This is a genomic window from Streptomyces sp. NPDC006368, assembly GCF_040612535.1.
GTDB lineage: Bacteria > Actinomycetota > Actinomycetes > Streptomycetales > Streptomycetaceae > Streptomyces.
This window is the reverse complement of sequence record NZ_JBEXQK010000006.1, coordinates 81,624-104,847: the sequence shown is the minus strand read 5'-3', so window position 1 is coordinate 104,847 and position 23,224 is coordinate 81,624. Positions and strand designations below refer to the sequence as shown.

Sequence of the window (23,224 nt, the reverse complement as noted above, 5' to 3'; positions counted from 1 at the left end):
GGTGGGTGGGACCCGCCGGGGCGAGAGCGCAGGGGCCTCGCTCCCGGTGGCTTCCCGGGCGGCATGCGGAGCCAGGGGTTCGTCCCGGCCCGTGCACCGGTGCGCGCGGCGTGGAGACGCCCCCTTTCGAGGGCGGCCCGGTCAGCTCATCTGACGATGTACCAATTCGTACAGATGGCCCCTCGGGTCCGCCAGGAGGGTGGCCGGCGGACCCTGCTCGACGATGCGACCTCCGGACATGACGATCACCCGGTCGGCGTCCATCACCGTGGAGAGGCGGTGGGCGATCACCAGGCGGGTGGCTTTCAGCCGGCGGGTGGAGTCGATCACGGTGCGCTGCGCCTCGTTGTCCAGCGCGCTCGTCGCCTCGTCGAAGAACAGGATCCGCGGGCGGCGGATCAGGGCCTGCGCGATCATCAGGCGCTGGCGCTGGCCGCCCGAGATCGCACCACCGCCCGCGATCATCGTGTGCAGGCCCATCGGCATGCGCCTGATGTCCTCCGCCAGGCCCGCCATCTCGGCGGCGGCCCACACCTCCTCCTGGGAGAACGCCTCGGCGCCGCAGATGCAGTCCATGATCGAACCCGTCAGCGGCTGCGCGTTCTGCAGGACGACGCCGCACTGGCGCCGCACCGCCGCCTGGTCGAGGGCGGCCAGGTCCTGACCGTCGTACAGCACGCTGCCCGAGGCGGGCCGGTCGAAGCCGATGAGGAGGCGCAGCAGTGTGGACTTGCCGCAGCCACTCGGCCCGACGATCGCCACGAACTCGCCCGGCCGGATGGCGAGCGACACGTCGTCGAGGACGAGCGGCGCGTCGTCGGCGTACCGGAAGGAGAGGCCGCGGGCCTCCACGGCCCCGGACAGGACCCCGGGCTGCGCCGTGGAACCGCGGACCTCCGGAGCCTCGTCCAGCACCGGTTTGATCTGTTCGAACAGCGGCAGCGCGGCCGCGGCCGACACCAGCGCCCCGGTGAGCTGGGTGACCGATGTCAGCAGCATCGTCACCGACGTGCTGAACGTCAGGAACGCACCCGCCGACATGGACCCCCGCGCCGGGCCCGCCAGCAGCATGAACATGATCAAGGTGCAGAGCGGGAGGTACACGGCGTCGAGGACCGTGGTGATGTTCCTGATACGGCCCGCCCGCTGCTGCAACTCCCGCGAGCGGGCGAACTCGCGCGCCCACGCCGCGTACGCGAAGCTCTCCGCCGCCGCCACCCGCAGCTTCGGCAGTCCGCGCAGGGTCTGGAAGGCCTGGTTGTTCAGCTTGTTGTTCAGCTCGACGAGCCGCCGCTGCCAGCGCACCTGCCACAGCCCCAGGCCGAGGAAGACGGCCCCGATCACCAGCAGCATGACGATCGCGGCCAGCGCGAGCGGCACGCTGTAGCAGAGCAGCAGGACCAGGTTCATGGCGCCGATGGTGGTCGCCTGGAGAGCCACCGGCCCGACACCCGTCATCACCCGGCGGATCGCGCTGACGCCCATGGCGGCGCTCGCCAGCTCACCGGTCGACCGCTCGGCGAAGAACCTCGTGGGCAGCCGCAGCAGCCTGTCCCACACGGCCGGCTGCAACACGCTCTCGATCCGCCCCTCCATCCGCAGCAGCGTGAGGTTCTGCAACAGCATGAAAGCCGCGGAGACGATGCTGGTGACCATGACGGCCAGCGACACCTGCGCGATCAGGCTCGTCTCGGCCGCCGGTACGTACGAGCCGAGGATCCGCCCGGTCGCGACCGGCACCAGCGCGCCGAGGCAGACGGTCACCAGCCCGGCCAGGACCAGGTTGCGTACGTCGTCGGCGGTGCCGCGCAGGCTGAAGCGCAGCAGCCGCCACGCGGTCATGGGCCGCTCAGGCAGCGGACGGTAGAACATCACGGCCCGCGGCTCCAGTTCGGCCGCCTTCTCCGCGTCGAGCCGGATCCGCAGCCCGCTGGCCGGGTTCACCGCCTCGTACCGGCCGCGCCGCCACAGCAGGGCCACCGGTGCCCCGGATCTCGCCCAGTGGCCGACCAGGGGGCCGGAGTCGGTACGCCACCAGCGCCCGTCGAGCCGGACCGCGCGGGTGCGGATCCGGGAGGCGACCGCGATGCGCTCGACCGGGCCGATCCGCTCGTCGACCGCGTCGCCGCTCCTCACCGGCTCGGTGAGCGTGACACCGGCCGCCCGCGCCACCCGGCGGCACACGGCGAACGTCGCGTCGTCGCTCTCCGCACTCCGGCCGCCGCCCTTGCGGCCCACGCGGTCCGGCCCGCCGATGGACGCCAGCAGCGCCTGGTCCGCCCTGGCGCGCACGGCCTCGCCCGCCTTGATGCCGGCCGCGGCCCGGTCCTCGTGCGCCCGCTCCAACTGCTCGATCCAGCGGTCCACCGCCGACAGCAGCCGGAACTGCTGGTTGACCATCCGCTGCCACAGCGCGCCGTCCACCAGCAGATCGGCAGCCGCGTCCGCGCCGTAGGCCGCGCCGTACCGCACGCTGCCCGCGGGGACCGGCATCCACAGCATGTCGTCGTCGGCGACCGCTCCCGTCTCGTCGGCGCCGGGGCGGCCGTCCAGCGGCGCCTCGAACAGCACGCCGAGGCTGCGCGCCGTACCGAGCGCCACCGCGTGCTCCAAGGGCGTCGGCTCACCCGGGTTGGTGTACGGGTCGTACGGGTCATACGTGCCCTGTCCGCCGTACGCGCCGTATGCGTCGTACCCCGTGCCCTGCTCCGGGTACAGCTGACGCAGCGCGATCCGGCGCAGCGCGCAGTCCTGCGTCGGCCTGCCCACCAGGGTGTGCTGCGGGCCCTCGACCGGCCCCAGGAGGAGGGTGCCCGCCTCCAGCCTGCCCAGGAAGTGCCAGTTGCCCTGGTGCGCCGCGTCGACCGCGAAGAGGTCCAGTCCGCCGCCGACGACGAGCCACAGCACGTGCGGCCCCTCCAGGTGGACGCTGCGCAGTCCGGCGCAGTCGACGGGTGTGCCGAGTCCGCCGAGGGCGTGGGTGACGGGGTCGTGGGTGACGGGGCCGTGGCCGACCGTGGGGGGCTGGGTCATGTCAGCGCTCCCGTACCAGCTCGGCGTACGCGCCCCCGGCGGCGATCAGGTCCTCGTGCCGGCCGCGTTCGACGACCGTGCCATGGTCCAGGACCACGATCTCGTCGCTGTCGCGCACCGTGGACAGCCGGTGGGCGATGACGACGCACGCGCACCCGCGTCGGCGGAGGTTGTCGATGATGATCTGTTCGGTCTGCGCGTCGAGGGCGCTCGTCACCTCGTCCAGGACGAGGATGGACGGCCGCCGCACCAGGGCGCGGGCGATCTCCAGCCGCTGGCGCTGCCCGCCCGAGAAGTTGCGCCCGTCCTGCTCGACGCGGCTGTGGATACCCTCCGGCCGCCGCGCGATCACGTCGTCGTACAGCGCGGCGTCACGCAGCGCGGCCACGATCGCCTCGTCCGGTATGGACGGGTCCCACAGCGCGACGTTGTCGCGGACGGTGCCCTCGAAGAGGAAGACGTCCTGGTCGACGAAGGAGACGGAGGCGGCCAGCGCGCTGCGCGGTATGTCCTCCAGCCGCTGCCCGTCGATGCGGATGGTTCCCTCCCAGGGCGCGTAGAGCCCGGATATGAGCCGTGAGACGGTGGATTTCCCGCTGCCGGACCCGCCGACGAGCGCCACCTGCTGCCCGGGACCGACGGTGAGGGAGAAGCCGGTCAGCAGCGGCTCGTCGAGCGGGCTGTAGCCGAAGGTGATGTCGTCCAGCTCCACATGGCCGGTGAGTCGCCGGGTGCTCGCATCGGCCTCCACGCGCGCGTAGAGCGTGTCGGCGGGGAAGTTCTCGACGTCCTTCAGCCGGGCCACATCGGCCGCGAAGTCCTGGATGCGCCCCGCCACTCCGTTCAGCCGGGTGATGGGGGCCGTGAAGCGTGTCACGAGTGCCTGGAACGCCACGAGCAGGCCGATGGAGATGTGTCCCTCCACCGCGCGCAGTCCGCCGATCCACAGGATGAGCGCGCTGTTGAGTGTGGCGAGGGTGGGCGCGACGACGGCGAGGGCCGCGGTCGGCACGCCGAGTCGCTGCTGCACCTCCAGGGTGGTCGCGTGCTGGCCGGCCCAGCGCCGGAAGTAACCGTTCTCCCCACCGGTGGCCTTCATGGTCTCGATCAGCTGCAGACCGGTGTACGAGGTGTTCGTCAGCCGTGCGCTGTCGGCGCGCAGCTTCTGCGTGTGGGTCGACCGCAGGCGGACGACGATCCGCATCGCGACCACGTTGAGCAGGGCGATGAGCACGCCCACGACCGTCAGTTGGGGGTCGTACGTCCACAGCAGGAGCGCGTACAGGACGACGACGACGCCGTCCACCCCGGCGGCGGCGAGGTCACGGGCGAGGATCTCGGCGACCGCGTCGTTGGACTGCAGCCGCTGCACCAGGTCGGCCGGGCTGCGCTGCGCGAAGAACGTGACCGGCAACCGCATCAGGTGCCGGAAGAAGCGGGCACTGCCGAGCGTGGACGAGATGATCCGCCCGCGCAGCAGGTTGGCCTGTTGAAGCCCGGTCAGTACGGCGGTGAGCGCGACCATAGCGGCCATCGACGCGAACAGCGGCCCCAGCACCGACGTCTGCCCGCCGATCAGGAACATGTCGATGTACGTACGGCTCAGCGCGGGCACCGCCGCACCGACCGCCACCAGCATGAGGCTGGCGAGCAGCGCGGCCAGCAGGGTGCCGGTCGTGCCGCGCAGCCGCGCGGGCACGGAGCGCAGCACGCCGGGCTTGCGCCCGCCCGGGCGGAAGGATTCACCCGGCTCGAAGACCAGGGCGACACCGGTGAAGCTGGTGTCGAACTCCTCCATCGGCACGAAGCGGCGGCCTTTGGCGGGATCGTTGATGTGTACACCGCGCCGGCCGAAGCGGCGTCCCATGCCGTCGTGGACGACGTAGTGGTTGAACTCCCAGAAGAGGATGGCGGGCGCCCGCACCTCGGCGAGCGCCGCCGGTTCCATCTGCATGCCCTTGGCCCGCAGACCGTAACCGCGCGCCGCCTTCAGGACGTTGCTCGCGCGCGAGCCGTCCCGGGAGACGCCGCACGCGATCCGGAGCTCCTCCAGCGGTACGTGCCGTCCGTAGTGGGCGAGCACCATGGCCAGGCAGGCGGCACCGCACTCGACGGCCTCCATCTGGAGCACCGTCGGGGTGCGCACGGCCTTCGGCTTCTTCGGCCGGGCCGGGGGCGGGGCGGCGCGGCGGCGTCCGCCCGGCGCGTCGGCCCCGGCCCGGCGGCGTCCGCTCGGCGCGCTCACGGCAGCAGCCAATCGACCGGGCGCTGTTCGGCCAGGTGGATGGAGCCGGACGCGAGGGTCATGGAGTCGATGGAGAACGCCGGGCCGTCCGAGGTCGACCAGGCGTAACCGGTCTTCGTCGATGACGACCGTTCCAGGCGGACGAGCACGTTCACCGGCGGGCCGTGCTGCGAGAACTGCTCGGCGAGCTGGGTGCTGCCGAGGAAGGCGCCGATCCGCTGCCGGGTCTGCGCCGTGCGGCCGACCGCCTTGACCCGGCCGCGCAACACGCCGTACCGCTGGGCGGGCACGGACTGGACGGTGAGGTCCACCGAGGCGCCGACGGGAATCTCCGCTCCACGGTCGGCGGGCACGTACAACATCGCCATCAGGGGGGCGTCCTCCTTGTCGGCCCGCTCCACGGCCGCCACGTCGGCGCCCGTCGTCACCACGGAACCGATCGTGGCGACGAGGGTGGTCAGCCGGCCGGCGGCGATGGTGCGGACGACGGTGGTGCCCTGAGGAGTGCTGACCCTCACCAGCGGTGCGTCGGCGGGAACGTGGTCGCCCTCGTCGGCGAGTACGTCGACGACCTGGCCGGTGACGGGGCTCTGCAGGATGTAGCTGCCCTGGGCGTGGGTGAGGACACCGGGCGCGGAGAGCGAGGAGGAGACGGTGCCGGTCACCGCCCACACGGACGCGGCGAGCACGGCGAGAACCGTGACGGTCAGGACGAGAAGGCCCTGCGGCCGGGCGAAACGCACCGGCAGGTCTATTTCCTCGGGGGATTGCAGCTTGGAAAGGGCCTTTTGGCGGAACTGCACGTAACTCTTCCCTCGGCTGCGAATGTCCGGGTTTCCGGATCCCGGGGTGTTCCAGGGGTGTTCGGACGGTGCGCGGGCGTCTTCCCGAATGGCTCGGGGATGCTTTCGTCCCGGCTTCGGAGGCTGTTTCCCGGGAAAGTTGAGCGGATGCCGGGCGGATGCGGACGGATGCCGGGCGGGCGCCGGGCGGGTGGCGCGGTCAGCGTGGCGAGCCCCGGAACGCGTACGTCCCGGGGCTCACGCGAGCGGTCTCAGAGACCGGCGACGAAACCGGTGACGGCCGAGGTGTTGAGGCCGGCGAACGACTCGACAGCGCCGACGGCCGAGGTGGCGACGCCGGTGACCGGGGCGATGGAGTCGAGGGTGGCGGTCGCGCTGCCGACCACACCGCTGGCGACGGCGCTGTGCAGACCACCCGACACGTTGTCGAGGTCGCTGTCGGAGATTTCCTGGGTCTGGATCTCGGGGGTCATGCGGAGGTTCCCTTCACACGGATAACTCGAAAGAACTGCGGACCGAGCCTTTGTGCGACGCGTCGCAGTGCGAAGGATCAAAGCACGCGGGTGTGTTGGTCAGCCAATCGGTCAACTGCCTTCAGGGGCACGATCGCGGGTCCGAATTACCTTTGCGTGCAGGGGCATTCATGAATTGGTGCCAGCTTCTTCACAGGTCTCGTCCCACCGGTCCGCCCGCGCCGCGGCCTTCCCGGATGCGGAACGGGACATTCCGGCATCAACGGGTGGGCCTGCCCGGCAGCGTGGTGCACGGCCGTGGGAGAAGGTGTGACGCCTGTACATTCGCTGTGCAGATTCGCTGGCATCGCGCCAAAAGGGACGCGGCGGCATCCTTCGGAAGGGTCCCGCCGCGCGCCGGTGCGGTGAGCCGGTCGCCGCCCTGGGTGTCCCCGGAAGCCCGGGGTGACCGTGTGCCCCAGGGAGGCCAGGGACGAACCGGAGGGGCGGTGCCCGCGCCCGGCGACCGCTGGAAGGCCGGCCGCGCGGCGGCGGAGCCCGGACCGGTGGGGCCCGGACCGGTGGGGCCGGTGGGCAGCCCCGACGCCTTCGGCGCCCCCCGCAGAGGAGGGGCGAGGCGGCTACGCGCGCACGGACTTCGACGTTCTCGTCGATGCCGATGGCATCGGGGACCATGATCGCGGCCGAGTAATAGGTGCTGACCGGGTACGAGATGATCGCCTTCTCGTCGATCCCCATGCAGCGGAGGTTCAGCCCGGGCTCGTACTCGTCGGGGGGGCGGTCCGGAGGATGCCGATGACGCCCTCGTTGTCCTCACCGGTACGCGTCGCGATGATCGACGACGTGTGGTGCCCGGTGACCGGGATCCTGCCGCACGGGAGGATCGGGACACCGCGCCACGCGGGGATCCGGTGTCCGCCGACATCGACGCTGCCGATGTACAGGCCCCGCTTGTCGCACTCCTTGCCGAACGCCGCGATCGTCCGCGGCGCCCGGATGAAGGCAGCGGGCAGCAGCAGTGCCCCGCCGAGGCATGGTCGAGCCCTCCGCCCGTGCGGACGTGCCACACCCGCGCCCGGCCACCCGGCAGGTGCGGCGCCTACCGGCCGTCGTGCGGGGCGGTGACGAGGATGACGTGGAGCGTGCGCGGGCCGTGGACGCCTTCCACCCGGTCGAGTTCGATGTCGCTGGTGGCGGAGGGTCCGGAGATCCACGTCAGCGGCCGGGTCGGGTCCAGGCGGGGCAGGGCCAGGGGGAGGGAGGCGACCACCTGGCCGGGCGCGCGGACGACGCAGAGGTGAAGGTCGGGCACCAGGGTCAGGGCGCGGCGGCCCTGGCCCTCGGTGCCGTCGAGGACTAGGGTGCCGGTCTCGGCGATGGCCAGGGCGCAGCCGGTGACCACGGCGTCCGTGTCGTCGAGCCGACGGGGCGGGAGCGGGGCCTCCGGGGTGTCGTGGCGCTGCTCGGCGTCGACGGCGGCCAGCCACGCGGCGGGCAGACCGGGTGGTACGGCGACGGAACGCACCTTGTGACGGGCGCACAACTCCGCGATGACCGACGGCAGGCGCGTCTCCGTCGTGCGGTGGACATGGGCGCGGTAGTCGGTGAGGTTGTGGTCGAGGAGGTCCAGGAGCGCGGCCGGGTCGTCGGAGGGGGTGTGGGCGGTGAGGTAGCCGCGGGCGGGCTCCGGCGCTTCGGGCGCGTCGGCGACGGCCGCGCGGACGCGGGCGAGGATCCGGTCGCGGGCGCTCACGCCTGGTTCTCCTTCCACCAGTCACGGAAGGACCGTTCGGGTACGTCGGGCAGGTCGCGGCTGTCGGTCCAGGCCCCCGCGCCGGGTGGCCTCGACGGGTGCGCCCGGCGTGTCGCGCCGGCGACGCGCTCCGCGGCGGCGAGCGCGGAAGGGTGGTCGAGCAGCCAGGTCGCCGCCTTGACGGCCGCCTTCTCCAGGCGGTGCCCTTTGCCGCCCTGGCCGGCGACGCGCTCCCGGAGGTGGACCAGCACCTCCGGGATGTCGATGGCCACCGGGCACACCTCGTAACACGCGCCGCACAGCGAGGACGCGTACGGCAGCGAGGCGTCGACCGCGCTCGCCGTGCCGCGCAGTTGGGGGGTGAGGATCGCGCCGATCGGGCCCGGGTAGACCGAGCCGTACGCGTGGCCGCCGGCCCGCTCGTACACCGGGCAGACGTTGAGGCACGCCGAGCAGCGGATGCAGCGCAGCGCCTGACGGCCCACCTCGTCGGCGAGCGCGTCGGTGCGGCCGTTGTCGAGGAGCACGAGATGGAACGTCCTCGGGCCGTCCCCGTCGCTCGTGCCGGTCCACATCGAGGTGTACGGGTTCATGCGCTCCGCCGTCGACGAACGCGGCAGCGTCTGGAGGAAGACCTCCAGGTCGCGCCAGGTCGGCACGAGCTTCTCGATGCCGACGACCGAGATCAGTGTCTCGGGCAGCGTCAGACACATGCGCCCATTGCCCTCCGATTCCACCACGACCAGCGTGCCGGTCTCGGCGACCATGAAGTTCGCCCCGGAGATCCCGACCTTCGCGCGCAGGAACTTCTCCCGCAGGTGCAGCCGGGCCGCTTCGGCCAGCTCCGCCGGCGTGTCCGTCAGGTCCTCCGGCGCGGGCCGCCCCCAGGCCGCCATCCGGTCACGGAAGATGTCGCGGATCTCGGCGCGGTTGCGGTGGATCGCCGGGACCAGGATGTGGCTGGGCCGGTCGTCGCCCAACTGCACGATCAACTCGGCGAGATCCGTCTCGTACGCCGCGATGCCCTCCGCCTCCAGGGCCTCGTTGAGCCCGATCTCCTGCGTGGCCATCGACTTGACCTTCACGACCTCGCGCTCGCCGGTCGCCCGGACCAGCGCGGTCACGATCCGGTTCGCCTCGGCGGCGTCCGACGCCCAGTGGACCGTGCCGCCCGCCGCCGTGACGGCCTCCTCCAACCGCACCAGATACGTGTCCAGATGGCGCAGCGTACGGTCCTTGATCCGCCTGCCCGCCTCGCGGAGCTCGGCCCAGTCGGCCAGCTCCGCCACAGCCCTGGCCCGCTTGTCGCGAATCGTGTGCGTCGCGTGCCGGAGGTTGGCCCGCAGCCTGTCGTCGCGTACGGCGTCGGCGGCCGCTTCCGGGAACGCCGGCATCCCGACGAACGTCCTGGTCCCACTCACCGCAGCGGCTCCTCTTCCGTACTCGCCAGGATCTCGGCGATGTGCACCGCGCGCATCCGCTCACCTTGCCGCCGCAGAATCCCGCCCAGATGCATCAGACAGGAATTGTCCGCCCCGCACAGCACCCCGGCACCGGTCCCCACCGCGTTACGGACCTTGTCCCGGCCCATCGCCACCGACACGGCCGCGTTCTTCACCGCGAACGTCCCGCCGAAACCACAGCACTCCTCCGCGCCGGGCAACTCGACCAGCTCCAGCCCCTTGACCGCTTCCAGCAGCCTGCGCGGACGCTCCCCGAGCCCCAGCATCCGCAGTCCATGACAGGACGGGTGGTAGGTGACGGTGTGCGGATAGTACGCGCCCACATCGGTCACCCCCAGCACGTCGACGAGGAACTCGGTCAGCTCGTACATCCGCGGCCCCAGCTCCGGCGCCCCCAGTTTGGGGTAGGTGTCCCGCACCATCGCCGCGCACGAACCGGACGGGGTGACGACGTGCGCGTACCCCTCGAAGGCCCGTACCGTGCGACGCACCAGCGGCTGTGTCTCCCGCCGGTAGCCGGTGTTGAACTGCGGCTGGCCGCAACACGTCTGCTCCGCCGGGAAGTCCACCTCGACGCCGAGACGTCGCAGCAGCCTCACCGTGGCGATGCCGGTGTCGGGATACACCGCGTCATTCACGCAGGTGACGAACAACGCGACACGCATCGCGGCTCCTTCCGTCAAGTCGAGCGGTCCGGGTCGGCGGCGGCCTCGTGCCGAGCCTGTGGTGCCGGGCGAGGGCCGCGCCGCGCGGAGTGTAGTGGTACGGCATCAGGCTTTTCGTGAGGCGGCGCGCTCGGCCTCGATCTGTTCCAGGGACTTGCCCGAGGTGTCCGGCATGAAGGCGCCGAGCACCCGCAGGCCAGCAGGCGTGCGAGCGCGACGATGGAACCGGCGTCCAGGTAGGAGGCCATCCGCCAGGGCGGTCCACCTGCACTGCCGGCGCGTCGCCGCGCCGCTCGGGGCAGGGGGTGTGCCCTGGGCGGTGGTGGGCGGGCTCGGCACGTGCGTCACCGGGGCTCCTCGGCGGCGGGGACGGGGACGGGGTCGGCGGTGCGGGTCTGCGGTGCGACCCCGTGTCACGGATTGAAACGTATTAAAGAGTGGCTCTCTGTCAGGCGTAGGTCAAGACCTGAGGGGATGGGATCCCTTGGGTGAGGGGCTCATGGGCTGATTGAAAGCACTTTGAAAGCATTCAGAACTTCGCGACGGCCGACCGCGCCATGGGCATCGGAGAACCAGCGTGGACGGGGCCCGGGCTCAGGGAAGGAGGGCGGGCGGGGCCGGGCGAGGCGGTGCCCGCCCCCGCCGGGGTCCTCTGCCCCGCCCGGTCCCGTGTCGGCCCGTCCGCCCTCCGTCAGGCCGCGGGGTCGAACTGTTCGAGCATGCGCTCCAGGTACTCCAGCACCCGCGAGGCCTCATCCGTGTCCATGGCGGCGACCTCGGCGCTCAGGGCGCGCAGCCGGGCGGTCGCCGCGTCGCCCTGGCCCAGAGCCCGTTCGGTCCAGGCCGCGCGCATGGCGCACCGGACGCGCTCGTCCAAGCCGTCGGTCCCCAGAGCGGCGAACGCCGCCCCGGCCCGCTCCAGAAGCGTCACCGCCTCCCGCCGGACCAGCGCCGCCCCGGCGTCGCCCTCGCCGCCCTGACTCTCGCCGCTCCGGTTCTCCTCGCCGCTCCGGTCCTCCTCGTCCTGCTCCTCGTCGTCCCCCTCGTCCTTCTCCGCGTGGTCGTCCTCCTCGGCCAGCCCGTCGAGCAGCAACTCGGCCGTCTGCGCCCAGGTACGCGCCCGTTCCACCAGGAGTGCGTCGCCTTCGCCCTCGACGGCCGCGAGCGCCTTCGCCATGTACTCCCCGGCCACCTCCGCGTCGCCCCGGTGGGCCTCCAGCCAGGCCAGGGAGCGCAGCGCCCGGGCGAGCGGGACGGGATCACCCACGTTCCGCCAGAGCTCGACGGCCCGCTCGTACGCGGCGACCGCCTCGTCCCGCAGGCCCGCGGTCGAGAGGCACTCGGCGGCCAGCGTCGCGAAGTGGGCCTGGGGCCCGGGGCGCTCCCAGCCCTTGGCCACGTCGGCGGCCAGCAGGTACTGCTCCGCCGCCCCACGCTGGTCACCCAGCGCGCGCAGATTCCGCGCGAGGGTGTCCCGTGCCCGTACGGCCTGTTCGTCGCCGTGCTCCAGCAGATCGGGCAGTGCGGACTCCAGCACCTCCGCCGCCTCGGCCGCCCGGCCCGTCTCGCCCAGGGCCTGGGCGAGGGCCAGCCGGGCGTACGCCCCGGCGCCGGCGAAGTCCCCGGCGGCGTCGAACCAGTGCGCCGCCTCAAGGGCGTGCTCCACCGCCTCGGCCTCCTTGCCTTCCTGCTGGTACAGGACTTCCGCCAGGGTCAGCCGGATCGAGCCCAGTTCGTGCGCCGCCACCAGTTCGGCGCCGTGCGTGAGAGCCGCGCGCGCCGCTTCCTCGGCCTCCGTCAGGCGGCCCAGCCGCATCAGCAGCCGGGCGCGCCGGGCCAGCGGCTCGGCCGCGTCCCAGGGGCGGCCGGCGGCCAGGGTGCGCTGCGCGGCCAGGGCCAGGAGGGCGTCGGCCGTCTCCCCGTCACCCGCCCGCCAGGCAAGGTCGGCGCGCATCTCGTCCGCCTCGGCGAGCAGGTCCTCCACGCCGCCGGCTGCCCCGTCCGCGAACTGCGCGAACTGCTCGATGAACCCGGACAGATCGGTGGCCAGGCGCGCATCGCCGTGGCCGTCCCGGTCGGCGGGGCTCCGATGTCCGTCCTCGGCGTGCCGGAGCATCGCGTCGACCTTGATGCGCGTGAGGGCTGCCGTCGCCATCCGCCGCGTCCTCATGGGGTCATCCAGGTCCAGCGCCTGCGCCGAAGCGGAGGCCGTCGCGAGGAGGTCCCGTATCTCGTGCGGCTCCGCGCCCTCCCGCGCCGCGGCGGAGACCAGCCGCAGTTCGGCGAGCGCGGCCCGGCTCGGCTCACCGGCGGCCCGGTAGGCCGTGACCACCTCCTCGAAGAGCTCACGTGCGCCGTCCTCATCCGCGCGTCCGGCCCGGAGCGCCCGGTGGTCCAGCAGGTCCGCGGCCAGCAGCGGATCGGTCGCCTCGCCGCCGGCGGCGGCGACCAAGGCGTCGATCCGGTCCCAGACGACCGACGCGCGCGGATGCCCCTGGGCGCGCAGCTCGCGCGCCTCGGCGACCAACTCGGGCAGGCCGTCCCGCTCCGCCACCCGGGTCGCGCCACCGGGTACACCGTGCGTCGCGCCGCCGGTCGCGCCGTGGGGGACGTCGCCCGTGGGCGCGGGGGAGGGCGTCGTGAGCCGCGCGGCCCGTACGCCCAGGGGGAGGGCGGCCAGCAGGGGCTCGCGTTCCAGCCTGAGCTTGAGCCGGCCGGACACGACGTCGCTGCCGTTGCGCTCGTCGAACCGCGCGGCGATGGCCACCGCCTCCGCGTCCATCAGGTCGTGCAGTTCACGCACCGTGCGCAGCCGTCCGTCATAGGCGACCGCGGGCCGGTCCCCGACGCCGAGGGCCAGCAGTCGGCGGAGCAGGACCAGCGTCCCCGTGAAGAACTCCAGCCGGGCCCATGGGTTGCCGTCGGAGGCGAGGTGCGACGCGTGCTCGGAGAGCAGCTCCAGCCCCCGGCCCTCATTGCCGGTCAGCGCGCAGAACTCCAGGTGGAGGCCGATCGACGGCAGCAGGCTCTCATTGCCGCGCGCCATGCGGTAGCCGCGCAGATGGTTGGCCCGGGCCTCGTCCGGGCGGCCCGTCCGCACCAGCGGGAGCAGGGACTTGGCGAGGACGCGGTGCGGCTCCTCCATGCAGCTGGAGCTGCCGTCGAGCACCGGCGCCCAGGTCCGCAGCGCCTTGTCGTCCTGCCCCTGGCTCAGCCAGTAGGCGCCCTGGTCGTTGAGCTCGCAGGCGTGGCAGTTGGCCATCGGGTCGCGCTCCGCCGCCGTCCACGCGGCGAACGCGCGCGCCGCCCGCCCGGTGTCCCCGGTGTCGTCGGCCAGTTCGAACTCCGCCTGCCGTACGGCCCGCTCGGTGAAACCGGCCACGCGGTACCGCCGCTCCATCTCGACGAGCCACTGTTCCATGGTGGCGAGCGGGATCTCCGGGAGCGTCAGCATCCCGGAGGTGACCCACTTGAACATCCAGTGGAAGGTGTGGCTGTCCGCGGCGTCGAACGCGGACGGGTCGCGGTCCCACTCCTGCATGAGCCGGGCGAACGGCACCAGCATCCTGCCGCGCTCGGTGCTGTACTCGTACGCCCTGATGAGGCCGAACAGCGCCTGCCTGAGCAGATCGCGGTCACCGGTCGATTCGGCGGCGGTGACCAGCTCCTCCGCGCGGGCGTTGCGCAGCAGTCCGTTGGGCGCCGAGTTGTTCTCCCACAGGGCCCGGCGGATGTCCTCCGGTGCGTACTCCGGGGTGGTCACTGGTCGCCCTCCTGAGGGGTGGTGGTCGTACCGCCGACCGGGTGCGTGGCCCACTCCAGCAGCCCGAGGAAGGCCCGGTTGAGCAGAGAGGTGTCGGCGGGGCGCAGCGGGCGCTGCGCCATCAGCAGGGCCTGGCCGTACAGCGACTCGACCGCCGTGCCCGCCAGTTCGGTGTCGGGGATGGCCGCGATTCGGCGCACCAGGGGGTTGTTGTGGTTGAGGACCAGACGGGCGCGCGGGGCGGAGCCGCGCAGCGCGCCGAGAATGTCGCTCCACAGGGTGTCGGCGCCCTCCTCGGCCGCCGCGCGGTCCCGCTCGTGGCGGGCCTCGCGGTCGTCCAGGTACAGCGCCGGCACGGTCACCGGCTGGAAGGCGCGCAGCGCCACGTCGCAGCCGAGGGCGTCGAGCCGGGTCCGGGCGGTGGCGAGGAAGCCGGCGAGGGCCAGCTCCTGCTGGGGCTCGACCGGGTCGAGATGGGCCGTGACGGCGCCCGCGTCGAGTTCGCCGACCGTGACACCGTCCCGCACCTGCGGGAGGAGGGCGATGAGATCGGCGTCGTACGTGTATCCGCCGTTGACGATGCCCAGGCCGTGGGCGGCGGCGATGGGGGAGACCTGCCGGAACTCCTCCACCGTGCGCGTGAAGTGCACCCGGGGATGGGCGCGTACGAACTCGTCGAGGGTGACCCGTCCGTCGCTGGTCTCGAACGGCAGCCACGGCAGCATCAGCCGGAACAGCTCGGCGTCGTGCCGCGCCAGGGACTTCACGCCCAGGTGGTGCACGGTGAGGAACGCCGCCAGCCGGTCGGGGTCGCCCGCGGCCAGTTCGGCGAGCCAGTCGCGGATACGGGCGCCCAGCGCGTCGCGCACGGCGGCGAGCGTCTCGTCGTCGTACAGGTTTTCGCGGGACGCGGTGGGGCGCAGCGTGTCGGTGTCCAGGACGACCCGGACGAAGAACGCCCAGTCCGGCAGCAGGTTGTCGGCCCGGTCGGTGAGCAGCATGCCCTTCAGGTAGACCCGGTGGGCCGCCCGGGTGGCGGGGCTCGTCGCGGACGGCAGGACGTACGCGACACCGCGCACCCCGGCGACCGGCAGGTCCAGGTCGATGGAGTCGAGCGGGGTGAACCCGAAGACCCGCGCGCAGTGCCCGGCGAGCGCGACCCGGCGGGCGGTGGGCGTCGGGTGGGCCCGGTCCCACACCGCGGGCCGCTCGGTCAGGGGGCGGTCGGTGGCGTCGGGTCCGGTGAAGGTGACCTCGTGCGGCAGCAGCGACCCGAAGTCCCGGGCGAGCTCGGCCACGCGGTCGGGCTCGGTCCACTCCTCGGCGCCGGGCCGTGGCTCCAGCCGGACCGTGGTGCCCGGTTCGGGCCGGGCGTCGTGGGGGAGTGTGCGGACCGTGTACGAGCCGTCGTCGCTCGCCAGCCACTCGACGGGCGGTTCGCCGGGTTCGCGGGCGGAGCGGGACACGACGCGGATCTGCCGGGCGACGACGAAGCAGGCGAGCAGCCCGATGCCGAACTGGCCGAGGAACTCCTGACGGGCGCTGTCCAGGGCGTCGCGCTTGGAGCTCCGGCCGATGGTGGCGAGGAGCGTGTGCACCTCGTCGGAGGTGAGGCCGATGCCGGTGTCCTCCATGGTGACGGCGTCACCGGTGGCCGTGAGGCGGATGCCCGTGGGCGCGGACGGGTCATGGGCGAGGCGGGCCGTGACCGCGTCCACCGCGTTCTGCAGCAGCTCGCGGACGTATACGCGTGGGCTGGAGTAGAGGTGGTGCGACAGCAGGTCGACCAGGCCGCGCAGGTCCACCTGGAAGGCGTTGACCGAGGGTTCGGACGACGAGGACGACGTAGAGGTGGACAACGAGGACGACGTAGAGGTGGACGACGAGGTGGACATGGAGGAGGACGTCGAAGGCGTGGAGGGTTCGGAGGAGGAGTCGGGTGAGCGAAGGTTCATGGGTACGAGGGGGCACCCTCACGGCCCCGGACGGCAGCCGCAGGTGCGGGTCGGGCGATCGCGGGGTCCCCCCCTCACGAATCGCGATGGGCCCGGTCTGGCCTCGGTGCCGTGTCCGGGCGCAGCCGGACGACACCGAGAAGGACTCGGAATTGACGACCATCGTAGGGACCACCACTGACAATGCCCAGGTGGTTTCCCCACGACGGTGATCAAGGTGCCGAGGAGACGCGTCCGGCCGCCGCGGCGAGACCCGGTGCCGGGTTGCGCAGGCCCTCCGCCGCGTCCGAGACCCGGCGCAGCAGCTCCAGGAACACGGTCTGCTCGGCGGCGTCCAGCGGGGCGAGGAAGATCTGGTTCATCCGCGCCGTGCGGACCGCCAGTCTCTTGTGCACCCGTACGCCCTCGTCGTTGAGATGCAGCACCGAGCGGCGGCCGTCGCTCGGGTCACGCACCTTGTCGATCAGGCCGCGGTCGGCCAGCCGGCGGACCACCTCGGCGATGGTGGAGCGGTCCAGCCCGACCCGCTCGCCGACCGTGCGCTGGTCCAGGGCGTCCTCGCCGACCAGGGTGTTGAGCACGGCGAACTGCGGGGAGGTGACCTCCTCGGAGACCATCGTGGTCCACAGCAGGGTGTGCGCCTGCTGCAAGCGCCGGGCGAGATGGCCCGGATGGCTGTTGAGGTCGAGTGCGGGCACGGTCCACTCCTCTCTTCCCCCATGCGTCCCTGAGCCGGACCAGTGTCTCATGGGCAGGCCTCCGGCCCGTGGGTGCACTGAGGGTCTTGACGGGTATTGCTCCCGGTGTCAGGCTGCTCCCTCGACGAGAGTTGCTCAGTGCACTGAGTATCTCTGGGTGCCGAGGAAGGGGACGGATGGACAAGGTGGTGGCCACGGCCGCGGAAGCCGTGGCCGATGTGTACGACGGAGCGTCGTTCGCGGTCGGCGGCTTCGGCCTCAGCGGCGTACCCGACACCCTCATCCAGGCGGTGTACGCGACCGGCGTCCGCTCCATCGCCGTCGTCTCCAACAACTGCGGGGCGATGGGCTCCGGGCTCGCCGTCCTCCTGGCGGCCGGCCGCATCGCCCGCGTCACCGGCTCGTACATCGGCGCGAACAAGGAGTTCGCCCGCCAGTACCTCGCCGGCGAACTGGAGCTGGAACTCATCCCGCAGGGCACCCTCGCCGAGCGGCTCCGCGCCGGCGGCGCGGGCATCCCCGCCTTCTACACCCCCGCCGGCGTCGGCACGCAGGTCGCCGACGGCGGACTGCCCTGGCGGTACGACGGCGACGGCGGCGTGGCGCTCGCGTCCCCGCCCAAGGAGGTCCGCGAGTTCGACGGCGTACCGCACGTCCTCGAACACGGCATCCGCACCGACTTCGCGCTCGTGCGCGCCGCCAAGGGCGACCGTCACGGCAACCTGGTGTTCGCCAAGTCCGCCCGCAACTTCAACCCCCTCGCCGCCATGGCCGGGCGCGTCACCGTCGCCGAGGTCGAGGAACTGGTCGAACCCGGCGCCATCGACCCCGACCACGTCCACCTGCCCGGCGTCTTCGTCCAGCGCGTGGTGGCCCTCACGCCCGAACAGGCCGCCGACAAGGGGATCGAGAACCGCACGACACGAAAGGAGCGCGGCTGATGCCCTGGACCCGCGACCAGATGGCCGCCCGCGCGGCTGCCGAACTGCGCGACGGCGAGTACGTCAACCTCGGCATCGGTCTGCCGACCCTGATCCCCGACCACCTCCCCGACGGCGTGCACGTCGTCCTCGCATCCGAGAACGGCATCCTGGGCACCGGCCCCTACCCGTACGAGGACGAGGTCGACCCCGACCTGATCAACGCGGGCAAGGAGACCGTCACCGTCCTGCCCGGGGCGTCGTTCTTCGACTCGGCGCTCTCCTTCGCGATGATCCGCGGCGGGCACATCGACGTCGCCGTCCTCGGCGCGATGCAGGTCTCCGCCCGCGGCGACCTCGCCAACTGGGCCGTCCCCGGCAAGCTGGTCACCGGCATCGGCGGCGCCATGGACCTGGTGCACGGCGCCCGCCGCGTCCTCGTCACCATGACCCACACCGCCAAGGACGGCAGTCCGAAGATCGTCGAGGAGTGCGCCCTGCCGCTCACCGGGCGCGGCTGCGTCCAGCGGGTCATCACCGACCTGGGCGTCCTCGACGTCACCGACGACGGCCTGGTCCTCGTCGAGACCGCCCCCGGCGTCACCGAACGGGAGATCGCGGACCGGACCGCCGCCCCCGTCCGCACCGGTCCGGTCGCCGCCCGCTGAACCCGCCGCTCCGCCCGGCCCCTGACCCGGGTCAGCAGGCGCCCGCCGAACCCGCCGCCGCCCGCCGGACCCGCTGCGGCCCGCCGCCCGCGCGGACCCGCTCAACCCGTAGATCCCCGCAGGAGGTCCCCGCCCATGGCACTCACCCAGCAGGACATCGACGTCGAGATCGTCCGGCAGCGCACCGCCTACGAGCAGTCCGTCGCCGACGGCGCCCCACGCGCCGACCATCCACCCCGGAACTACCCCCCGTACCGCTCCAGCCGCCTGCGCCACCCCCGCCGGCCGCTCGTCGCCGTCGCCGCCGCACGCGACCCGGAAGCCGTCGAACTGGCCTCACCCGCCTTCGGCGAGACCGACGTGACCGAGCTCGACCACGACCTCACCCGGCAGCACCACGGCGAACCGCTCGGCGAGCGCATCACCGTCACCGGACGGCTCCTGGACCGCCACGGCCGCCCGCTACGCGGCCAGCTGGTCGAGGTGTGGCAGGCCAACGCCTCCGGCCGTTACGCCCACCGGCGCGACCAGCACCCCGCGCCGCTCGACCCCCACTTCACCGGAGTGGGCCGTACCCTCACCGGCGACGACGGCGGGTGGACCTTCACCACGATCAAGCCCGGCGCGTACCCCTGGCGCAACCACACCAACGCCTGGCGCCCCGCCCACATCCACTTCTCGCTCTTCGGGTCCGCGTTCGCCCAGCGGCTCGTCACCCAGATGTACTTCCCGAACGACCCGCTCTTCCCCTACGACCCCATTCTCCAGTCCGTCACCGACGAGACGGCCCGGCAACGGCTGGTCGCCACCTACGACCACAGCCTGTCGACGCCCGAATGGGCCCTCGGCTACCGCTGGGACATCGTCCTCGACGGCCCCGCCGCCACCTGGTTCGAGGAGGGCCGGTGACCACTCCCCACCCCACCCCGTCCCACACGGTCGGCCCGTTCCACGGATACGCCCTGCCCTTCCCCGACGGCGGCGACATAGCCCCGGCCGGCCACCCCGACACCGTCACGGTCCACGGGCGGGTCCTCGACGGGGAGGGAATGCCCGTCCCCGACGCGCTGATCGAGATCTGGGGACCCGGGCCCGACGGCGTACTCCCGCACAAGGGCGGGTCCATGCGCCGGGACCCGGTCACCGGCGGCTTCCTCGGCCGCAACGGCACCGACTTCACCGGATTCGGGCGCGTACCGACCGACGCCGACGGCCACTGGGCGGTGCGCACCCTGCGCCCCGGCCGGCGCGGTGAACACGCCCCCTACCTGAGCCTGTGCGTCTTCGCCCGCGGGCTCACCCACCACCTCTTCACGCGCGTGCACCTCCCCGAGCCCGCCGACGCACTGGCCACCGACCCCCTGCTCGCCTCGCTCCCGCCCGAGCGCGCGGCGACCCTGGTGGCCCGGCCCGAACCGCACCGCACGTACCGGTTCGACATCCGGTTGCAGGGCGAGGACGAGACCGTCTTCCTGGAGTTCACATGACGTACGAGGACGCCGGCCTGCTCGCCCCCGGGCACGCCGGCGCACCCGCCGAGGCAGCCACCTCCGACGCGGCGTTCCTGCGGGCGATGCTCGACGCGGAGGCCGCCCTGGCCCGGGTCCAGGCACCGCCCCGGGCAGCCGAGGCGATCACGGCCGCCTGCGCCCGCCCCTACGACGCGGCAGGGGTACGGGACCTGGCGCTGCGCGCCCGCTCCGGCGGCAACCCGGTCATCCCGCTCGTCGCGGACCTCACCGACGCCGTACCGGAGCACGCGCGCGTGCACGTCCACCGCGGCGCCACCAGCCAGGACATCCTCGACACCGCCGCCATGCTCGTCGCCTCCCGCACCCTCGCCCTCGTACTCGCCGACCTGGAGCGCACGGCCGACGCCCTGCGGACCCTGGCGGCCGCCCACCGGGACACCGTCATGCCCGGCCGCACCCTCACCCAGCACGCCGTCCCCACCACCTTCGGCCTGAAGGCGGCGGGCTGGCGCGCCCTGGTCCTGGACGCCCGCGACCGCCTGCGCGCCCTCCGCGACCGGCTGCCCGCCCAACTGGGCGGCGCGGCCGGCACCCTGGCCGCCTCCGAGGCGTACGGCGCGGAACCGCTCGCCCTGGTGGCCGCGTACGCCCGCGAACTGGGCCTCGCCGAGCCCGCGCTGCCCTGGCACACCCTGCGGACCCCGGTCGCCGACCTCGCCGGCGCCCTGGCCTTCACCGCCGGGGCGCTCGGCAAGGCCGCCGCGGACGTCCTCACCCTCTCCCGCACGGAGACCGCCGAGGTGAGCGAGGGCAGCGGCGGGGGCTCGTCCGCCATGCCGCACAAGGCGAACCCGGTCAGGTCCACCCTGATCGCCGCGGCGGCCCGCCGCGCACCCGCCCTCGCAGCCGTCCTGTACGGCTCGGTCGCCGCCGAGGACGAACGGCCCGCCGGTGCCTGGCACGCCGAATGGGAGCCGCTGCGCGACCTGCTGCGCCTCGCCGGCGGAGCGGCCCACCACGCCGTCCACCTCGCAGAGGGGCTGCGCGTCCACCCGGAGCGCATGCGCGCCCACCTGGACCTCACCGACGGGCTGATCGTCTCCGAGCGCCTGAGGACCCGTTTCCCGAAGGACGTGCTCACGCGCGCGGCGGAGGAGGTGCGGACGACCGGCAAGCCCCTGGCCGACGTCCTCGGCGTGGACCCCGGACTCACCGATCCCACCCACTACACCGGCGCGGCCGGCCGTCTCACCGACCGCGCACTGGAGCGCCGATGACTCTCCTCCACCGTCTCGTGGAGGGCCCCGAAACCGCCCCCGCTCTCCTCCTCGGCCCGTCCCTGGGCACGTCCACCGCCCTGTGGGACCGCGTCGCGCCCGGACTGCCGTTCCGCCGCATACGGTGGGACCTCCCCGGTCACGGCGCGAGCCCCGCCGACCTCATCGGCCCCGGCGCCACCGTCGCCGACCTCGCCGCGCACGTCCTGCGGCTGGCCGACGCCCTCCACCTGGAGCGGTTCCACTACGCGGGCGTCTCCCTCGGCGGCGCCGTCGGCCTGTGGCTCGCCGCGCACCACCCCGGTCGGCTGAACCGGCTCGCCGTGGTGTGCTCCTCCGCCCACTTCGGCGACCCGCAGGCGTGGCGCGAACGGGCCGCCCTGGTACGCCGGGAGGGCACCGCCCCGGTCGCCCGGACGGCGCCCGACCGCTGGTTCACGCCCGGCTTCACCGACCGGCGGCTGGTCGACGACCTGCGCCGGGCCGACCGCGACGCGTACGCCGCCTGCTGCGACGCCCTCGCGGCCTACGACGTGCGCGCCGCGCTGCCCGCCATCATCACGCCCACCCTGGTGCTGGCCGGCCGCGACGACCCGGCCACCCCGCCCGCCCACGCCCACGAGATCGCCGGCGCCATCCCCGGCGCGACCGTCACCGTGGTCCCCGGCGCCTCCCACCTGGCCCCCGCCGAACGGCCCGAGGAGGTCCTGGCCGCCCTGCGCCGTCACTTCGGCGGGTAGACGACCACCGGACCCGCCCGGACGGACCCGCCGACCGGACCCGCCGACCGGACCCGGTGGGCGGAACCGGTCGGCGGGGGCGGGACGCGGGCCGCTCAGGCCGGGGGCACCAGTTCGCCGTCGACCGGCAGGCCCTCCACCCGGCGGTTGTGGACGACCGCCAGTTCGTACGGATGCGCGCGGCCCCGCTGCCACTGGCCGCCCGCCAGCCGCACCGTGGCGATGTTCTCCACCGGGCCGGACGTCCAGTCCAGCGGGCCCGCGATGGTCTCCAGCCGGGTCGCGGCGAGCGCCGCCGCGACCGCCGCCGGGTCCGTGGGGTCACCGGCGGTCGCGAGGGCGTGCGCGGCCACTTCGAAGAGCGCGTACGCCAGGCCGAGCGGCTGCAGCCACTGGTTGCCCGTACTCCGCTCGTACGCCTCGGCCAGCTCCGCGGCCGTCATGCCGTCGATGGAGGAGCGGTAGGGGTGGGCGGGCGTCCAGTAGACCAGCGTCGCCACGTCCGCCTGGGGCGGTTCCCCGGTGGCCGTGGGGACGGGCGGATAGGCCAGCCAGCGCGAGCAGGTGATCAGGCGGGGCCGCAGGCCCTGTTCGGCCGCGGCCCGGCGGAACAGCCCCAGGTCCGTTCCGGTCGCCGCGCTCGTGACGACGTCGACGCCCTCGTCCCGGAACGCCGACAGGTGGCCGTCGAAGCCGGTGGACGGCTCCCGGTAGCCGGCCGGGTCCACCAGACGGTGCCCACGCGCGCGTGCCGCGGGCAGGAAACCGTGCTCCTCGTGGCGTGACCAGGTGCCCTGCGGACCGTCGTTCCACAGGCACCCGACGGTGCGGCCGGTGCCGCCCACCGCCTCCCACAGGTCCGCGAAGGTCTCCGCGATGTCGTCGAGCCCCCAGCAGAAGTGGTACGTCCACCGGAACGGGCGCTGAGCCGTCGCGCCGCGCCCGTAGTAGTACACCTGCCAGGGGAAGGTGCTGGACAGGCAGGGGATCCCGGCCTCCTCGCAGGTGTCGGCGACGGCGGGCAGCACTTCGGTCCCCGCCAGCGTGAGCATGATCCGCGCCCCCTCGTCCTCCACCAGTTCCCGGACGGCCCGGCGGGCGCCGTCGGCGGTGGAGGCGCTGTCGCGGCCCACCAGCCGCAGTCCGGGCAGTTTCGGCGCCAGCAGTTCCATGGCGTACGCCAGCGGGTCGCCCAGCCGCGCCAGCCGGCCCGTGCGTGCGATCACCACGCCCACGGTCGCCGTCCGTACCTCTTCGCTGTTCTTCCTCGGTCGTTCCATGCCCCGGTCAACGCCG

Annotated in this window: 16 protein-coding genes and 2 pseudogenes; 6 read left to right on the top strand and 12 right to left on the bottom strand. The window is 73.3% G+C overall.

Features of this window, described 5'->3' with window-relative positions; genetic code table 11:
• Positions 1–141 precede the first annotated feature (141 nt).
• From ABZZ38_RS07575 to ABZZ38_RS07525, 11 genes and pseudogenes are all read right to left on the bottom strand, one after another.
• Entirely contained in the window at positions 142–3,033 is a 2,892-nt protein-coding gene (locus tag ABZZ38_RS07575; RefSeq protein WP_356736750.1) for an NHLP bacteriocin export ABC transporter permease/ATPase subunit, read from the bottom strand.
• A 1-nt stretch (position 3,034) separates the two neighbouring features.
• Positions 3,035–5,278: an NHLP family bacteriocin export ABC transporter peptidase/permease/ATPase subunit gene (locus ABZZ38_RS07570; protein WP_356736748.1), complete on the bottom strand. Its 2,244-nt coding sequence runs from the start codon at positions 5,276–5,278 to the stop codon at positions 3,035–3,037.
• Positions 5,275–6,081 (bottom strand): HlyD family efflux transporter periplasmic adaptor subunit, encoded by an 807-nt coding sequence (locus tag ABZZ38_RS07565; RefSeq protein ID WP_356736746.1) that lies wholly within the window; start codon positions 6,079–6,081, stop codon positions 5,275–5,277. The genes ABZZ38_RS07570 and ABZZ38_RS07565 overlap by 4 nt, the downstream gene beginning before the upstream one ends.
• 251 nt (positions 6,082–6,332) lie before the next feature.
• Positions 6,333–6,554 carry a type A2 lantipeptide gene (locus tag ABZZ38_RS07560; RefSeq protein ID WP_356736744.1) on the bottom strand — a complete coding sequence of 74 codons (222 nt, stop codon included), beginning with the start codon at positions 6,552–6,554 and terminating at the stop codon, positions 6,333–6,335.
• A gap of 633 nt (positions 6,555–7,187) precedes the next feature.
• Positions 7,188–7,555, bottom strand: a pseudogene (locus tag ABZZ38_RS07555) (Crp/Fnr family transcriptional regulator); the annotation flags it as partial.
• Between the two features lie 98 nt (positions 7,556–7,653).
• The gene (locus tag ABZZ38_RS07550) at positions 7,654–8,307 is read right to left on the bottom strand and encodes an LUD domain-containing protein (RefSeq protein WP_356736742.1); all 654 of its coding nucleotides are present in this window, start codon (positions 8,305–8,307) and stop codon (positions 7,654–7,656) included.
• Complete coding sequence (locus ABZZ38_RS07545; RefSeq protein ID WP_356736740.1) at positions 8,304–9,728, bottom strand: LutB/LldF family L-lactate oxidation iron-sulfur protein; 1,425 nt, start codon at positions 9,726–9,728, stop codon at positions 8,304–8,306. The genes ABZZ38_RS07550 and ABZZ38_RS07545 overlap by 4 nt, the downstream gene beginning before the upstream one ends.
• On the bottom strand, positions 9,725–10,435 hold the full coding sequence (locus tag ABZZ38_RS07540; protein ID WP_356736738.1) for a (Fe-S)-binding protein: 711 nt from the start codon (positions 10,433–10,435) through the stop codon (positions 9,725–9,727). The genes ABZZ38_RS07545 and ABZZ38_RS07540 overlap by 4 nt, the downstream gene beginning before the upstream one ends.
• A 691-nt stretch (positions 10,436–11,126) precedes the next feature.
• Positions 11,127–14,198 (bottom strand): tetratricopeptide repeat protein, encoded by a 3,072-nt coding sequence (locus ABZZ38_RS07535; RefSeq protein ID WP_356736736.1) that lies wholly within the window; start codon positions 14,196–14,198, stop codon positions 11,127–11,129.
• Positions 14,195–16,093 carry an HSP90 family protein gene (locus tag ABZZ38_RS07530; protein WP_356736934.1) on the bottom strand — a complete coding sequence of 633 codons (1,899 nt, stop codon included), beginning with the start codon at positions 16,091–16,093 and terminating at the stop codon, positions 14,195–14,197. The genes ABZZ38_RS07535 and ABZZ38_RS07530 overlap by 4 nt, the downstream gene beginning before the upstream one ends.
• 272 nt (positions 16,094–16,365) lie before the next feature.
• Positions 16,366–16,851, bottom strand: a complete 486-nt coding sequence (locus ABZZ38_RS07525) for a MarR family transcriptional regulator (RefSeq protein ID WP_356736734.1) — start codon at positions 16,849–16,851, stop codon at positions 16,366–16,368.
• Positions 16,852–17,027: 176 nt separating this feature from the next.
• On the opposite strand from ABZZ38_RS07525, the gene ABZZ38_RS07520 reads away from it, so the two are divergent.
• The 6 genes and pseudogenes from ABZZ38_RS07520 to ABZZ38_RS07495 all read left to right on the top strand — a co-directional run.
• A complete protein-coding gene (locus ABZZ38_RS07520; protein WP_356736732.1) occupies positions 17,028–17,792 on the top strand; it encodes a CoA transferase subunit A in 765 nt (254 codons plus the stop codon).
• Positions 17,792–18,439, top strand: coding sequence for a CoA transferase subunit B (locus tag ABZZ38_RS07515; protein ID WP_356736730.1), 648 nt, complete (start codon positions 17,792–17,794; stop codon positions 18,437–18,439). Before ABZZ38_RS07520 ends, ABZZ38_RS07515 begins: the two co-directional genes overlap by 1 nt.
• 135 nt (positions 18,440–18,574) lie before the next feature.
• The gene (gene pcaH, locus ABZZ38_RS07510; RefSeq protein WP_356736728.1) at positions 18,575–19,348 is read left to right on the top strand and encodes a protocatechuate 3,4-dioxygenase subunit beta; all 774 of its coding nucleotides are present in this window, start codon (positions 18,575–18,577) and stop codon (positions 19,346–19,348) included.
• Entirely contained in the window at positions 19,345–19,926 is a 582-nt protein-coding gene (pcaG, locus tag ABZZ38_RS07505; RefSeq protein WP_356736726.1) for a protocatechuate 3,4-dioxygenase subunit alpha, read from the top strand. Before pcaH ends, pcaG begins: the two co-directional genes overlap by 4 nt.
• Positions 19,923–21,188, top strand: coding sequence for a 3-carboxy-cis,cis-muconate cycloisomerase (gene pcaB, locus ABZZ38_RS07500; protein WP_356736724.1), 1,266 nt, complete (start codon positions 19,923–19,925; stop codon positions 21,186–21,188). Before pcaG ends, pcaB begins: the two co-directional genes overlap by 4 nt.
• A pseudogene (locus ABZZ38_RS07495) lies at positions 21,185–21,925 on the top strand (alpha/beta fold hydrolase); the annotation flags it as partial. The gene pcaB and the pseudogene ABZZ38_RS07495, both read left to right, overlap by 4 nt.
• 98 nt (positions 21,926–22,023) lie before the next feature.
• On the opposite strand, the gene ABZZ38_RS07490 reads toward ABZZ38_RS07495, so the two are convergent.
• A complete protein-coding gene (locus ABZZ38_RS07490; protein WP_356736722.1) occupies positions 22,024–23,208 on the bottom strand; it encodes an ABC transporter substrate-binding protein in 1,185 nt (394 codons plus the stop codon).
• Between the last annotated feature and the right edge of the window lie 16 nt (positions 23,209–23,224).